The sequence below is a fragment of the Thauera aromatica genome (assembly GCF_023093595.1).
Taxonomy (GTDB): Bacteria; Pseudomonadota; Gammaproteobacteria; order Burkholderiales; family Rhodocyclaceae; genus Thauera; species Thauera aromatica_A.
On sequence record NZ_JALLIK010000103.1, the window covers coordinates 21,238 to 36,330 of the forward strand.

The 15,093-nt window shown below is 69.1% G+C and carries 15 protein-coding genes; 1 reads left to right on the forward strand and 14 read right to left on the reverse strand.

What is annotated here, in order from left to right; all coding sequences use genetic code 11:
- Positions 1–26: 26 nt before the first annotated feature.
- From MXC99_RS10235 to MXC99_RS10295, 13 genes are all read right to left on the reverse strand, one after another.
- Positions 27–896, reverse strand: coding sequence for a cache domain-containing protein (locus tag MXC99_RS10235; RefSeq protein WP_247725350.1), 870 nt, complete (start codon positions 894–896; stop codon positions 27–29).
- Positions 897–1,113: 217 nt separating this feature from the next.
- Positions 1,114–2,886 (reverse strand): methyl-accepting chemotaxis protein, encoded by a 1,773-nt coding sequence (locus MXC99_RS10240; RefSeq protein ID WP_247725351.1) that lies wholly within the window; start codon positions 2,884–2,886, stop codon positions 1,114–1,116.
- Positions 2,887–3,140: 254 nt separating this feature from the next.
- The gene (rng, locus tag MXC99_RS10245) at positions 3,141–4,595 is read right to left on the reverse strand and encodes a ribonuclease G (RefSeq protein WP_247725352.1); all 1,455 of its coding nucleotides are present in this window, start codon (positions 4,593–4,595) and stop codon (positions 3,141–3,143) included.
- A 68-nt stretch (positions 4,596–4,663) separates the two neighbouring features.
- The gene (locus tag MXC99_RS10250; RefSeq protein ID WP_247725353.1) at positions 4,664–5,302 is read right to left on the reverse strand and encodes a Maf family protein; all 639 of its coding nucleotides are present in this window, start codon (positions 5,300–5,302) and stop codon (positions 4,664–4,666) included.
- A gap of 10 nt (positions 5,303–5,312) precedes the next feature.
- Entirely contained in the window at positions 5,313–5,783 is a 471-nt protein-coding gene (gene rlmH / locus MXC99_RS10255; RefSeq protein WP_247725354.1) for a 23S rRNA (pseudouridine(1915)-N(3))-methyltransferase RlmH, read from the reverse strand.
- Position 5,784: 1 nt separating this feature from the next.
- Complete coding sequence (rsfS, locus tag MXC99_RS10260) at positions 5,785–6,138, reverse strand: ribosome silencing factor (protein WP_247725355.1); 354 nt, start codon at positions 6,136–6,138, stop codon at positions 5,785–5,787.
- A gap of 116 nt (positions 6,139–6,254) precedes the next feature.
- Positions 6,255–6,947: a nicotinate-nucleotide adenylyltransferase gene (gene nadD, locus MXC99_RS10265; protein WP_247725356.1), complete on the reverse strand. Its 693-nt coding sequence runs from the start codon at positions 6,945–6,947 to the stop codon at positions 6,255–6,257.
- Positions 6,937–7,740, reverse strand: coding sequence for a BPSS1780 family membrane protein (locus MXC99_RS10270; protein WP_247725357.1), 804 nt, complete (start codon positions 7,738–7,740; stop codon positions 6,937–6,939). The genes nadD and MXC99_RS10270 overlap by 11 nt, the downstream gene beginning before the upstream one ends.
- An 8-nt stretch (positions 7,741–7,748) precedes the next feature.
- On the reverse strand, positions 7,749–8,555 hold the full coding sequence (locus MXC99_RS10275) for a BPSS1780 family membrane protein (RefSeq protein WP_247725358.1): 807 nt from the start codon (positions 8,553–8,555) through the stop codon (positions 7,749–7,751).
- A complete protein-coding gene (locus MXC99_RS10280; protein WP_247725359.1) occupies positions 8,552–9,508 on the reverse strand; it encodes a homoserine kinase in 957 nt (318 codons plus the stop codon). The genes MXC99_RS10275 and MXC99_RS10280 overlap by 4 nt, the downstream gene beginning before the upstream one ends.
- A gap of 29 nt (positions 9,509–9,537) precedes the next feature.
- Entirely contained in the window at positions 9,538–10,158 is a 621-nt protein-coding gene (locus MXC99_RS10285) for a DNA-deoxyinosine glycosylase (RefSeq protein WP_432654244.1), read from the reverse strand.
- Positions 10,155–10,478, reverse strand: a complete 324-nt coding sequence (locus MXC99_RS10290) for a DUF2782 domain-containing protein (protein ID WP_247725360.1) — start codon at positions 10,476–10,478, stop codon at positions 10,155–10,157. Before MXC99_RS10290 ends, MXC99_RS10285 begins: the two co-directional genes overlap by 4 nt.
- A gap of 105 nt (positions 10,479–10,583) precedes the next feature.
- The gene (locus MXC99_RS10295; protein WP_247725361.1) at positions 10,584–11,309 is read right to left on the reverse strand and encodes a TIGR00730 family Rossman fold protein; all 726 of its coding nucleotides are present in this window, start codon (positions 11,307–11,309) and stop codon (positions 10,584–10,586) included.
- Positions 11,310–11,480: 171 nt separating this feature from the next.
- On the opposite strand from MXC99_RS10295, the gene polA reads away from it, so the two are divergent.
- Entirely contained in the window at positions 11,481–14,243 is a 2,763-nt protein-coding gene (gene polA / locus MXC99_RS10300) for a DNA polymerase I (protein ID WP_247725362.1), read from the forward strand.
- Between the two features lie 96 nt (positions 14,244–14,339).
- On the opposite strand, the gene MXC99_RS10305 is transcribed toward polA, so the two are convergent.
- A complete protein-coding gene (locus MXC99_RS10305) occupies positions 14,340–14,957 on the reverse strand; it encodes a TetR/AcrR family transcriptional regulator (RefSeq protein ID WP_247725363.1) in 618 nt (205 codons plus the stop codon).
- Between the last annotated feature and the right edge of the window lie 136 nt (positions 14,958–15,093).

The following is a 15,093-nucleotide window of genomic DNA, read 5'->3' on the forward strand; positions in this document are numbered from 1 at the left end:
GGGCGCGCCGGTGCCGATTCCGACAATCACCGTTTCGTGTAGGCGCCCACTCCGACCAGATGACGGCCCACGCGCTTCACGTAGGAAACCTTCTTCTCCGTCTTGCGGGTGACGGGATTCATCCACAGATAATCGACCTCGGCGACATCCTGCTCCGCGCTCAGCCGGATCATTTCCTGGATGAACGGTTTCCCGTCCGGGTCGCGCAGATCGCCGACGTCCTTTCCGATCTGACGCGGTTGCGCGCCGTGGGCACGCGTCCGCTGGTCGTCCAGATCGATCACGAAGACGTAGAGATCGTCCTGGACAAAGCCGCCGTTGAGATCGTTGAAGGTCCGGATGGCCGCTTCCGGCTCCTGCTTCATCTCATGAACCGCCCGCCAGAGCATCGACCGGGCCTGATCCGCCGAGGAATGCGGGATGTAGTAGCCGACCGCGATGATGACGTCGCCTACGGCCTGGTAATGGACGACTTTCGGGACCGACTTGCCGTACTGAGGATTGAGCCAGCGGTATTTGACCGTACCCGCGCCGCGGCTCCGGGCGCCGTCGAGCATTTCACGGATGAAGGGCTTGCCGTCGGCATCCTTCAGGTCGCTGATATTGCGGTCGATCAGGGTGATGGAGGGGCCGCCGCTGGCCTTCATGGTGCCGTCGACGCCGAGCGCATAGACGTACAGGTCGCCGGACAGGAATTCACCGGCACGGCTGAAGGCGGCGAAGGCGGCATCACCGTCGGCCTTGTAGCGAGCAACGGCGCGCTCCAGGAGGGCCTTGGCGGCGGCGCTGTCGGAGGCCGGGGCCACGGCGATGCGCTCCGCCGTTTCGGCGGCCGGAGCGGAGACGGGCATCGCCAGAAGAATGGAAGCGGCAATCAGGGCGCGTGTCGATTTCATGATGGGAAGTCACTCAAAAAGGTAGGACGGCCGGTCGACGAAGATATAACTGTATGCTCGCAAGCGATTGATTGCACAAATCGTTCTTTGCTGGTCAACGGCAAGTGGGTCGCTGCGGCAACCCTGGGTTCGGCAGGATGAGGTGAGCCGGCAGGGTATCCCGTGCCGGCCCGCACATGCACGAAAACGCAGGGCTGTCCGCTGCCGCCCGCAGGGCTCAGCCGGCGGACAGGGCGCGCCGGTGCGGCAGGGGCGCGGCATGCTGTGGGGCCGCGTCCGGGAACGGCAGCAGGGTTTCGGGGGCGGACATCGCAGTCTGCCCGTTCGCGGCATCACCGAGGACGAAGGCGCGGATCAGGTCGTTCAGGTGCTCGGCATGGGCGCGCATGGTGCTGGCGGTGGCGGAGTTCTGCTCGACCATGGCGGCGTTCTGCTGGGTCATGGTGTCCATCTGGGTGACCGCGGTGTTGACTTCGCCGATGCCCACGCTCTGCTCGCGTGAGCCGGCGCTGATTTCGGCGATGGCGCTGGTCACTTCGGTGACGCGCTGCACGATCAGCTGCATCGTCCTGCCGGCCTGTTGCACGATCTCGGCGCCGCTCCGGGAGTGCTCGACGGACTCCCCGATCAGGGTCTTGATCTGCTTTGCCGCATCGGCCGAGCGCTGCGCCAGCATGCGGACTTCCTGGGCGACGACGGCGAAGCCGCGGCCGTGATCGCCGGCGCGGGCCGCCTCCACCGAGGCGTTGAGGGCGAGGATGTTGGTCTGGAAGGCGATCGCGTCGATCATCGAGACGATGTCGCCGATCTGCGTCGACGAACGGCTGATGTCGGCCATGGTCTTCTCCACCTTCTCCATCGCCTCCCTGCCCTGGTGTGCCACCTGGGCGGCGGACTGGACGAGACGGTCGGCCTCCTGGGCGTGCTCAGCGTTGTTGCCGACGGTGGAGGTGATCTGCTCCATCGCCGAGGAGGTCTGCTGCAGGCTGGCGGCGGCCTGGTCGGTGCGCGAGGCGAGTTCCTCGCTGCTCTGGGCGATCTCGGTGGAGGCCTGGTAGACGTCGGACGCGCTCTGGCGGACTTCGATCAGGGTCGCCTGGATGCGGGCCAGGAAACCGTTGAATTGGGTGGCGAGCTCGCCGATCTCGTCGCCGCTGGTGATGCGGAGGCGGCGGGTGAGGTCGCCCCTGCCTTCGGCCACCTCGTGGGCGATCTTTTCCATGGCGGTCGCGGTGTCGCGGACCTGGCGGGCGATCCGGCGGGTGACGAGGACGGTGATCGCCGTGATGGTGAGCAGCAGGGCCGAGGCAATGAAGAAGAAGCGGATCAGCGTGGCGCGCAGATTTTCCTGCGCGGCCTGTTCGATGGTGGCCATCGCGGCGTCGATCTCGGTGACGTAGACACCGGCGCCGATCACCCAGCCCCATTCGGGCAGGTTGGCGACGTAGGAGTATTTCGGCTCCTGCTTGCCGGTGCCCGGATGAGGCCAGGCGTACTGGTAGTGGCCGCCGCCGTTGCGGGCGATGTCGATCATGTCGCGGATCAGCGGCTTGCCGTTGGGGTCGGTGGCGTCGATCATCCGGGTGCCTTCCTGGCGGGGCACGGCAGGCTGGACGAGCATGGTGCCCGCATGATCGAAAACGAACACGTAGTTGTTGTCGTCGAAGCGCATGTTGCGCAGCAGGGCCTTGGCGGTTTCCTTGGCGACTTCGGGGTCGGCCGTTCCGGCGGCCACCTGCTTCACCATCGATCCGGCCAGGGCGACGACGTCTTCGACGCCCTGCTGGCGGGACTCGATGAGCAGCTTGCGCTGCTGCGCGAGCTGGGTGCGCGTGTCTTCGATCCGTGCCATGTTTTCCATGATCACCAGGCTGGTGGAGGAGATCACGAGCGGGATCAGCACCAGCAGCAGGATCTTGTTCTGGAGGTTGAGCGAAAGGAAGTTTCTCAGCGAGCGGGAAGCGCCTGCGGGCAGACTGCGTTTTTGCATGGATGCCTGTCTCCTGGATGGCCGGTCCGGTCGTGGCCGGTTGTCGTTGCCGCGGGGCGCGGTCGTGCGGGGAAGCACGGAAGCGATGCCGGCTCGACGGCTTCGGCATCTTCTAACGCTACGGCATCCAGAGCTTACCTCGGCCGGATATCCACAAGCTGGGCGCGCTATGCTGTTGTTGTTATCCTTTGATCTGGGTCAATGTTTGGGGTGGGCGGAGAACGGCAGAACCGGGCCGGCCCGCTCGGCGGGGTTCACAGCAGGACGATGTCGAACTGCTCCTGGGTGTAGCTGCCCTCGGCGTGGAGCGAGACCTTCTTGTCGATGAAGTCCGACAGCATCGCCAGCGACTGGCTTTCCTCGTCGAGGAAGAGGTCGATGACGTTGGGCGCGGCGAGGACGCGGAACTCCCTGGCGTTGAACTGGCGCGCCTCGCGCAGCAGCTCGCGCAGGATCTCGTAGGCTACCGTGCGCGCGGTCTTGACTTCGCCGCGGCCGCTGCAGGTGGGGCAGGGCTCGCACAGCAGGTGGGCGAGCGACTCGCGGGTGCGCTTCCGCGTCATCTCCACCAGGCCGAGCGCGGTGAAGCCGTTGATGCTCATCTTGGTGTGGTCGCGCGCCAGCGCCTTGCGGAATTCCTCCAGCACCATTTCGCGGTGCTCGACGTTCTCCATGTCGATGAAGTCGATGATGATGATGCCGCCGAGGTTGCGCAGGCGCAGCTGGCGGGCGATCGCCTGGCTGGCTTCGAGGTTGGTCTTGAAGATGGTGTCGTCGAAGTTGCGCGCGCCGACGAAGCCGCCGGTATTGACGTCCACCGTGGTCATCGCCTCGGTCTGGTCGATGATCAGGTAGCCGCCCGACTTCAGGTCCACACGGCGGGCGAGCGCCTTCTGGATTTCCTCTTCGACGTTGTAGAGCTCGAACAGCGGGCGTTCGCCGCTGTAGTGCTCGAGCAGGGGCAGGACCTTGGGAGTGTATTCGGCGGCGAAGGCGGAAAGCTTCTGGAAGTTTTCCCGCGAATCGATGCGGATGCGGGTGGTCTCGTCGTTGGCGAGGTCGCGCAGGGTGCGCTGGCCCAGGCCGAGGTCCTCGTGCACCAGCTTGGGCGGGAACGCGCCGCGGGTGCTGCCGGAGACCTCGCCCCACAGCTTGCGCAGGTAGGCGATGTCGGCGCCGAGCTCGGCGTCGGAGGCGGATTCGGCCATCGTCCGGACGATGAAGCCGCCCGGTTCGTCCTCCGGCACCAGCGCGGTGAGGCGGCCGCGCAGGGCTTCGCGCTCGGCCTCGTCCTCGATCCGCTGCGAAATGCCGATGTGTTTTTCCTGGGGGAGGTAGACGAGCAGGCGCCCGGCGAGGCTGATCTGGGTGGACAGGCGCGCGCCCTTGGTGCCGATCGGATCCTTGAGCACCTGCACCATCAGGCTCTGGCCTTCGGCGAGGATGCGCTCGATCGGCCGCGCCGGCTCGCCATGGGGGCGGTCGGTCCAGATGTCGGCGACGTGGAGGAAGGCGGTGCGCTCGAGGCCGATGTCGATGAAGGCCGACTGCATGCCGGGCAGCACGCGGACCACCTTGCCGAGGTAGATGTTGCCGACGATGCCGCGGCAGGTGGTGCGCTCGATGTGCAGTTCCTGCACGACGCCCTGCTCGACGATCGCCACCCGGGTTTCCTGCGGGGTGCAGTTGATGAGGAATTCGATGCTCATGATGTCGTTTCGAATGGGATCAGGTCTTGCTTCTGCGCTTCCGCGAACGGGGGCGGGGAGGCGCGAATTCAAGAGCTGATCCCACTGCCGATGACGCCGCAGCCGAAGGCATCGAGCAGCTGCGCGGTCTCGAACAGCGGCAGCCCCATGATGCCCGAGTAGCTGCCGCGGATCTCCTCGACGAACACCGCGGCGCGCCCCTGGATGCCGTAGGCGCCGGCCTTGTCCATCGGTTCGCCGCAGGCGATGTAGTGGCGGATGTCGTCTTCGCCGAGGGGGCGGAAGCGCACTTCGCTGACCGACAGCCGGCTGCGGATGCGCCGGCCGTCGCCGACCGCGATCGCGGTCAGCACCCGGTGGCTGCGCCCGGACAGGCGGGACAGGATGGCGCGGGCGTCGGCGGCGTCGACCGGCTTGCCGATGATGTCGCCGTCGACTTCGAGCGCGGTGTCGGCGGCGAGCACCGGGCGCTGCGGCAGCTTGCGCCACAGCACGCGGCGCACGCCGGCTTCGGCCTTGGCGAGGGCGAGGCGTTCGACGTAGCGCTCGACCGCCTCGCCGGGCAGCGGCGTCTCATCGACGTCGGCGTCCTCGCCGCGCTCGCCGCTACGGAAGGCGAGCACGTCGAAGCCCACGCCGATCTGGCGCAGCAGTTCGCGGCGGCGCGGGCTGGTGGAGGCGAGATAGATGCGCGGACTGATGGGCATGGGCGAGGCCTCATTCGCGGTGATAGGGGTGCTTGCGCAGTACCGTCCAGGCGCGGTACAGCGCTTCGGCGAGCAGCGGACGCACCAGCGCGTGCGGCAGGGTCAGGCTGGAGAGGCGGAGCGCCTCGTCGGCGCTGGCCTTGAGCGCCGGAGCGAGGCCGTCGGGGCCGCCGATGATCAGGGCGATGTCGGTGCCGCCGGCCTGCCAGGCTTCGAGCCGGCGGGCGAGGGCCGGCGTCGTCAGGTCGGCGCCGTGCTCGTCGAGGATCACCCGCCGGCAGCGCGGCGGCAGCGCGGCTTCGATGCGGGCGGCTTCGGCGGCCATCAGCGCGTCGACGGTCTTGCCGCTGGTGCGCGGTTCGGCCTTCACTTCGACGAGCTGCAGCGGCAGCTCGCGCGGCATGCGGCGGGCGAACTCGTCGAAGCCGGCCTGCACCCAGCCGGGCATGCGGTGGCCGACGGCGACGACGGTGAGCTTCACGTCACCGGCCGGCGGCGGGGCGGGGCGAAGCCGGCGCGTGGCCCCACAGTTCCTCGAGCTTGTAATAGCTGCGCACCGCGGGCTGCATGATGTGCACGACGATGCTGCCGAGGTCGACCAGCACCCACTCGCCGCTTTCTTCGCCTTCGGTGCTGAGCACTTCGCCGCCGGCGGATTTGACCTTGTCCTGGACGTTGTGGGCGAGGGCGCGGGTCTGGCGCCCGGAGTCGGCGCTGGCGATGACGATGCGGTCGAACAGCGGGGTGTGGCGGGCGGTGTCGATGACTTCGATGTCGCGCGCCTTGATGTCCTCGAGCGCTTGGACGACGATTTTCTGCAGGGCGGGGATGTCCATTCAGGTCCTGGTGAGGGTGGGCGGGGTTCGGTAGGGCGCGGCCCGATCAACGCGGCCTGGCCGGCGCCGCGGGGCCTTTGCCCGCACATGCCGGGAGCGCCGCCCGGCGGGGGGCGTCAGCGGTACAGGCGGTGCGCGGCAATATAGTCGAGAACCGGATCGGGCAGCAAATAGCGCACGCTGTGGCCGTTGTTCACCAGATCGCGGATCAGCGAGGCGGAAATGGCGAGCGGGGTCATGTCGAACGGGATGACCCGGCCGGCCGGGGCGGTGCGCAGGTCGGCCGGGTCGGCGCTGTGGCGGGCGCGGCAGGCGGCGTCGAGCGCCGGCGACAGGGTGGCGGGCCAGCGCCGGCCGTGGGGCGCGTAGCCGGGGCGGTTGGCGACGGCGATGTGGGCGAGCTCGAACAACGCTTCCCAGCGATGCCAGCCCGGCAGGCCGGCGAAGGCGTCGGCGCCGAGGATCAGCACCAGCGGTCGCTGGGCGCCGAGTTCGGCGCGCAGGCGCTGGAGGGTGAGCACGGTGTAGCTCTTCTGGGCCGAGCGCACTTCGCCGTCATCCACTTCGAGGGCGGGGTTGCCGGCCGCAGCGAGTTGCGCCATCGCCAGGCGGTCTTCCGCGATGCTGTGCGGCGTGCCGCGGTGCGGCGGCTGGCCGGCGGGAATCAGGCGCACGCCGGCGAGGGCGAGCGCTTCGCGGGCTTCTTCGGCGAGGCGCAGGTGGCCGAGGTGGATCGGGTCGAAGGTGCCGCCGAGGATGCCGAGCGGGCCGCCCGCCGGAGCCGCTGCGGCTTCGGTGTCAACCGCCATCGCCGTCGTCCGCGGCGGCGTCGATCGCCGGCAGGGTGCTGCCGTCGGGCAGTCCGAAGACGTCGCGCGCGCAGGTATAGAAGCTGGCGAAGATCACCGGCACGATCAGCAGCGGGATCGGCAGCGAGGCCAGAGTGCCGAGCGCGGGCGAGATCAGGCCGAGCACGCCGATGACGATGCCCGGCAGGATCGCGCCGAAGATCGCCAGGCCGATGGCGTAGGCGAGGAAGGGGCGCCAGTTGCGCAGGCAGGCATGGAAGCTGAAGAACAGCGCCTTCGGCGCGGACACCCTCCACCATGCCGCGAGCATCGGGGCGAACCAGTAGGCCATCATCACCGGGGTCGACAGCGCGACGGCGACGATCAGGGTGAAGCCGAGGGTCGAGTCGCCCGCCGTCTGTGCGTCGACTTCGCCGCCGCGCAGGATCTCGAACAGGGTGCCGTCGTCGATCGCGGTGAGGATCAGCAGCACCACCATGGTGGCGATCAGGTAGAGGCCACCGATCGCCACCAGCGCCTGCAGGTTGATCCTGAACCCGGAAAACAGCACGTCGGGGCCGGCCTTGCGGCGGGCGTCGATGGCGCGGCAGGCGTTGAGCACGCCCACCGACAGCGCCGGCATGATCAGCGAAGCGGCGAGCTGGCCGATCAGCGGCACCACGCTCAGCACCACCAGGGTCAGCAGGTAGCCGAAAGTGGCGAACGTGATCAGCGCCGGGTTGCGGCGCCACAGCTGCACGCCGTCGCGTAGCCAGGCCCAGCCGCGCTGCATCGGGAGTTGGTTTGCTTGCATGAGTCTTTTCAGGGTCGAGGAGGTTCGGACGGCGTGTCCGGGGCGGGGTGGGGGGCGCTCACGGCCGCGGCCGCCGGCGGCTCGAGCAGGGGAGAGAAGGTTTCCTTCCACGCCGCGTACAGCGCGCCGGCGATCACCGGGATCAGGATCAGCATGCCGAGCCCGGCGGGCAGCATCGCCACCCACAGCAGGACGTACAGCAGCGCGGCCAGCACGATGAAGGCGAGCAGGTTGTGGACGCAGGCGCGCGCCGACAGCGTCATCGCGTCGAGCGGGGCCACGCCGTGCAGCATCACCAGCGCGGGGGCGAACCAGAGCGCCATCATCAGCAGCGCCCACAGCACGGTGAACACCAGCATCCCGAGCATCATTCCGCCAGCGGCCATGCCCATTCCGGCGAAGGCGCCGATCGCCGCGCCGGTAAGCATCGCGCTGCCGCCGCTGGCCGCCGCCACCGTCGCTGCCAGCAGCAGGCCGAGCAGATGGAAGACGCCCACCAGCAGCAGGTTGCCGGGGTGGCGGCGGAGGCCCTCGAACAGATGGTCGACGCGCAGCGCCTGGCCGCGGTCGAGCGCCTGCGCGCCCGCCAGCATGCCGGCCACCAGCACCGGCAGCGCGATCGGCGCCGCCGCCCAGCCGAGGATGGGGAGGAAGCCGAGGGCGGTGATGACGATGATGAAGATCAGCGCCTGCACCGCCCAGGTGCCCGGCGCCTGCATGAACAGGCGCCAGCCGGCGCTGATCCACTGCAGGGCGTGGCTGGGGGCGACATCGCCCGGTGCGGGCGGAGGCGGAAGGGGGCGGGGGGCGTTCATCGTGGCAGGGAGGGCACGTTGGCGATGCGCAGGCGCAGGATGTCGCGGTACTCGTCCGGGTTCTTCACCAGCACCAGCTCGCCGCTGCGCGGCAGGTGGAAGTCGGCGGCGCGCGACAGCCAGAAGCGCAGCGCGGCGGCGCGCAGCATTGCCGGCCAGGCGTCGATTTCCTCCGCGGTGAATGGGCGCTCGGCGTGGTAGGCGGCGAGCAGGGCGGCGCTGCGGGTGGGGTCGAGGCGGCCGTCGGGGGTGGAGCACCAGTCGTTGACGGTGACGGCGACGTCGAACAGCAGGGCGTCGAAGCCGGCGAAGTAGAAGTCGATGACGCCGCCGATGTGCACTTCGCCGTCGTCACCCGCCTCCCACAGCACGTTGTCGCGGAAGAGGTCGGCGTGGATCGCGCCGGCAGGCAGGCGGGCGAGATCCACCGTGGCCTGGAAGGCGAGTTCGGCATCGAGCAGGCGGCGTTCGTCGGCGGGCAGGAAGTCGTGCACCGCGCGTGCGGTTTCGACGCGCCAGGCCGGGCCGCGCGGATTGTCCTGGCGGCGGCCGTAGGACTGACCGGCGAGGTGCAGGCCGGCGAGCATGGCGCCGACTTTCGCGCAGTGGTCCGGGCCGGGGGCCATCTCGGAGGCGCCCGACAGGCGCATCACCAGCGCCGCGGGGCGCTCCTGCAAGGTGCCGAGGTATTCGTTGTGGCGGTTGGCGATCGGCCCCGGCACCGGCAGGCCGTGGCGCGACAGGTGGGCCATCAGGTGCAGGTAATAGGGCAGTTCGGCGCGGGTCATGCCTTCGAACAGCGTCAGCACGTAGCGCCCGAGGGTGGTGGTGACGAAGAAATTGCTGTTCTGGACCCCGGCGGAAATGCCTTTCAGGACGATCAGGCGGCCGATGGCGTAATCCTTCAGCCATTCGGCGAGCACGGATTCGGGAACGGGGGTGAAGACGGACATGCGGGCTCCGGGGGTGGGCGGCGGTCGGCTCAGGCGGCGAGGGCGCGCGCGGCTGCGGGCAACGTGTCGGGCGAAGGGCCGCGGCGGGTCGGTGCCGGGCCGTCGCCGGCGGCGGCGCGCAGCGCCTGCCAGGCTTCGAGCTTGGCTTCGAAGCGGCGCGCGGCGTGGGCCGGGCTGGTCGACGGCAGGCGGACAAGGCGCAGGGGCGGGCTGCCGGCGGCGCGCTGGACGTGGCGGCGAAAAGCGGTTTCGGCGGCGGCGCCGTTGAAAAAGACCGTGCTGAGCTGCGGGCAGGCTGCGAACAGGGCGGCGAAATCGTTGGGCACGACGCTGTCGGGCTCGATTGCGCTGTCGAGGCTGCCGGCACGCGCGCAACTGCCGATCACATCCCACAGGGCGACGCCCGCGGCGACCAGCCGGTCGAGACGGTCGGCGTAAGGCAGCTGCGGCCCGGCGCCGAACAGGGCGCCCATGATCGGCCAGAAGGCATTGCGCGGGTGGGCGTAGTACTGCGCCGCCGCCAGCGAGGCCGCACCCGGCATGCTGCCGAGGACCAGGACCCGGGCGTCGGCGCCGAACACCGGCGGGAAGCTGCGCACCCGCCCCGCATCCCCGCGGGGCGCGGCGGCGGTGCGGGGGGACGTGCTCACCAGGACTTGACCACCCACATCGGCACCGCCAGCGTCGGCGCGCTGTCGTCGCGCACCATCTGGCCGTTGCCTTCCTTGTCGATCAGGTAGTAGGGCACGCCGTGCGGCGGCGTGACCTTGACCATGTAGAGCTTGCTGCGGATGCGGTATTCGGTGACGGTGTCCTCGCCGCGCTTGACGATGGTGACTTCGGGCTCGTCGACGGCTTCGCTGTCGGCCGGCATCGGCGGCGGTTCGGGAATCGGCTCGAGGGCCGGGGGCTGCTGGGCGAACGCGGGCAGTGCAGCGGCGAGCAGCAGGGCGGTCAGGGTGCGGCGCATGATGTTCTCCTGAATATGGCTGGATTCTAGCCGTTTCGCAGGCGCTTTCGGCGCCCGGGGCAGCGTATCGCCCGATTCGCCGGCAGCGCGCCGGTGCCGTGCCGCTCAAAGGTTCAGCATCATCTCGTGTTCCGCCGGCAGGGGCTGGAAGCCGCGGCGCTCGTAATGCTTGAAGATCGCCTCGACCACCTCTTCGGGCTTGTCGATGACCTGCACCAGGTCGAGGTCCTCGCGGTTGATCATGCCTTCGGCGACGAGGCGGTCGCGCAGCCAGTCGAGCAGGCCTTTCCAGAACGGGCCGTGGACCAGGATGATCGGGATGCGCCGGCTCTTTTTGGTCTGGATCAGCGTCATCGCTTCGAGCAGCTCGTCGAGCGTGCCGAAACCGCCCGGCATCACCACGTAGGCCGCGGCGAACTTGACGAACATGAACTTGCGCGCGAAGAAGTGCTGGAAGGTCTGCGAGATGTCCTGGTAGGGGTTTGCGCCCTGCTCGAGCGGGAGCTGGATGTTGAGCCCTACCGACGGGCTCTTGCCGAAGAAGGCGCCCTTGTTCGCCGCTTCCATGATGCCCGGGCCGCCGCCCGAGATCACCGAGAAGCCCGAGTCCGACAGCAGGCGGGCGATCTTCTCGGTGAGCATGTAGTACATGTGGTCCGGCGGCGTGCGCGCGCTGCCGAAGATCGACACCGCCGGGCGGATCGCCGACAGGCGTTCGGTGGCCTCGACGAACTCTGCCATAATTCCGAAGATTCGCCAGGATTCACGCGCGTTGTAGCGCGGCGCCGTGCCATCCGGCACGCTGCGGGGGAGTTTTTCTTTCGCGGTCATGTTGTTCTCGTAGGGTGGGGACAGGCTCTTTGCACGTGCCCGCCGGATTCGCTGTCGGTGCGCGGACAAGGTCGGGGGCGCGGACCGGGGCGGTACGCTCGCTGCTCCGTGGCGCCTTACCCTGTTGCCCCGGCTTCGATCGCCCGGTTTTCCCGCAAGGATTTTTCCAGCATGCCCACTTTGCTTCTCGTCGACGGCTCCAGCTACCTGTATCGCGCCTTCCACGCCCTGCCCGACCTGCGCAATTCGCGGGGCGAGCCGACGGGGGCGATCCGGGGCGTGCTGTCGATGCTACGTCGCCTCGAAAGCGACTACAAGGCCGAATTCCGCGCCTGCGTGTTCGATGCCAAGGGGAAGACCTTCCGTGACGACTGGTATCCCGACTACAAGGCGCACCGTCCGCCGATGCCCGACGACCTGCGCGCCCAGATCGAGCCGTTGCACGCGGCGGTGCGGGCCGAAGGCTGGCCGCTGCTGGCGGTCGATGGGGTCGAGGCCGACGACGTCATCGGCACCCTGACCCGCCAGGCGCTCGAGCGCGGCTGGGAAGTGGTGATCTCGACCGGCGACAAGGACCTCACCCAACTCGTGCGCCCGGGCGTGCGCTGGGTCAACACGATGAGCGAGGAAGTGCTCGACGCGGCCGGTGTCACCGCCAAGTTCGGCGTCCCGCCCGAGCGCATCGTCGACTATCTGGCGCTGGTCGGCGACACCGTCGACAACGTGCCCGGAGTGGAGAAGTGCGGACCGAAGACGGCGGTGAAGTGGCTCACCGAGTACGGCAGCCTCGACGCCCTGGTGGCCAACGCCGGCAAGGTCGGCGGCAAGGTCGGCGAGAACCTGCGCCGGCACCTGGATTTCCTGCCCCTGGGGCGGCGCCTGGTGACGGTGGCGACCGACCTCGCCCTGCCGGTGACGCTCGATGAGCTGCCCGCGCGCGACGACGACAAGGCGGCGCTGCGCGCGCTGTACGAGCGCTTCGAGTTCCGTGGCTGGCTGAAGGACCTCGATGGCGCAGCGGCGGGTGCGGCGAGCGTCGCCGACGCCAAGGCGGCGACCGAGGCGCGCCGCTTCGCCGCTGAACCCGCTGACGCGGCGGACGACCCGCCGTGCGCCCCCGGCGCCCACCGCAGCGGCTACGTCGCGATCCTCGACTGGCCCACGTTCGACGCCTGGCTGGCGAAGATCTGCGCCGCCGGGCTTACCGCCTTCGACACCGAGACCACCAGCCTCGACCCGATGGCGGCAAAGCTGGTCGGGATGTCGTTCGCGATCGCCCCGGGCGAGGCTGCCTACCTGCCGCTGGCGCATCGTGGCCAGGATCTACCCGCGCAGCTGGCGCTCGCCGACGTGCTGGACAAGCTCAGGCCCTGGCTGGAGTCCGATGCGCACCCCAAGCTCGGCCAGAACCTGAAGTACGACGCCCACGTGCTTGCCAACCACGGCATCACGCTGCGCGGCATCGCCCACGACACCCTGCTCGAATCCTACGTGCTCGAAAGCGACAAGACCCACGACCTGGATTCGCTCGCCCGCCGCCACCTCGGCCTGACGACCATCCCCTACACCGAGGTCTGCGGCAAGGGCGCCAAACAGATCGGCTTCGACGAGGTCGCGATCGGGCGCGCCACTGAGTACGCCGCCGAAGACGCCGACCTCACCCTGCGCCTGCACCGCACGCTGTGGCCGCAGCTCGAGGCCGCGCCGCGGCTGGCCGCGCTGTATCGCGACCTCGAGCTGCCGGTACTCGAAGTGCTGCTCGAAATGGAGCGCACCGGGGTGCTGATCGACCCCTTCCTGCTCGCCCAGCACGGCGAGGAGCTCGGCCGCCGCCTGCATGGGCTCGAACGCGAGGCCCACGCCCTCGCCGGCCAGCCCTTCAACCTCGGCTCGCCCAAGCAGCTCGGCGAGATCCTGTTCGCCAAGCTCGGCCTGCCGGTGGTGAAGAAGACCGCCACCGGCCAGCCGTCCACCGACGAGGACGTGCTCACCCAGCTCGCCGAAGACTACCCGCTGCCGAAGCTGCTGCTCGAACACCGCAGCTTGTCGAAACTCAAGAGCACCTACGCCGACAAGCTGCCGCGCATGGTCAACCCGCACACCGGCCGCGTGCACACCAGCTTCTCCCAGGCCACCGCCGTCACCGGGCGGTTGTCGAGTTCCGAGCCGAACCTGCAGAACATCCCGATCCGCACGCCCGAGGGCCGCCGCATTCGCGCCGCCTTCATCGCCCCGCGCGAGCACCTCATCGTCTCCGCCGACTATTCGCAGATCGAGCTGCGGATCATGGCCCACCTGTCGGGCGACGCCCGCCTGCTCGAAGCCTTCGCCCACGGCGAGGACGTGCACCGCGCCACCGCCGCCGAGGTCTTCGGCTGCACTCCGGCCGAAGTCACGAGCGAGCAGCGCCGCTACGCCAAGGTGATCAACTTCGGCCTCATCTACGGCATGAGCGCGCACGGCCTGGCGAAGAACCTCGGCATCGAGCGCGCCGCCGCGCAGGGCTGGATCGACCGCTACTTCGCGCGCTACCCCGGGGTGGCCGACTACATGGAGCGGATCAAGGCCGAGGCCAAGGCGGCGGGCTACGTCGAGACCGTGTTCGGCCGCCGCCTCTACCTGCCCGAGATCCGCGCCCAGCAGGCCGGCCGCCGCCAGGCCGCCGAGCGCGCGGCGATCAACGCGCCGATGCAAGGCACCGCGGCCGACCTGATCAAGAAGGCGATGATCGCGGTCAGCGACTGGCTGGCCGCGTCGGGACTGAAGTCGAAGCTGATCCTCCAGGTCCACGACGAGCTGGTGCTGGAAGTGCCGAAGGCCGAGCTGGAAGCGGTCCGTGCCGAGCTGCCGCGGTTGATGGGGGCGGTTGCGGCGCTGGAGGTGCCGCTGCTGGTGGAGGTCGGTGCGGGGGAGAACTGGGACGAGGCGCATTGAGCCTGCCCCGGGCGGGAGAGGGGCAGGCGCTGCTTGGTCCGTGTGCGAGTGGTTGGCCGGTGCTGCGGGCGGCGTGGATGTTGGTCGATACGGGGATCACGACCCCTGATCGAGCAGGTCGTTGACCGCGGCCTGGATGCGGCGGATCACCTGCGCGTGGTCAATCCCGGGATTGCGGATGCTGCGCAGCAGCAGGCCTTCGAACAGCGTCGCCAGGACCTCGACCATGCTCGCGATCGCGGCCTCGTCGTCGGCGTGGCCGGCGGCGCGACGGATGTCGCGGATGGTGTCGGCGAGCCCGCGCCGGCAGGCGATGTCGGCATCGCGCACGATTTCGGCCACCCGCGGGTTGCGTGCCGCTTCGGCGACGATTTCCAGCTTCAGCCCGGCGCGCAGCGGATCGAGCTGATCGAGCACACCCTCGGCCACGCGTTCGATCATCGCCGCGCGCACGTTGCTGGCCGAACGAAGTTCTGCCGTCAGGGTCAGCAGATCTTCCAGATCCTGCGCCACGATCGCGGCGATGATCGCTTCCTTGTTCTCGAAGTAGTGATAGATGTGGCCCGCGCTCATGCCCGCGGTCTTGGAAATCTGCGCGATGCTGGCGCCGTGGAAGCCGTGCTCGCGAAAGCACTGGGCGGCGGCGCACAGGATCTGCTGGCGGCGCGCTTCGGCGCGTGGCTGCTCGGTGGCGGAAGGGGGCGGGACGGACATCGCGGCGTTCTCCTGGGGGCGCGTCGGGCGCACTTGTATCTTGCGTCGCAGCAAAGCCTAACATAGAATGAGCATTCAATCTAGAACAGGCATTCGATCGATCGCGGTGGCGGTGGCGGCCATGAGCCGGCAATGT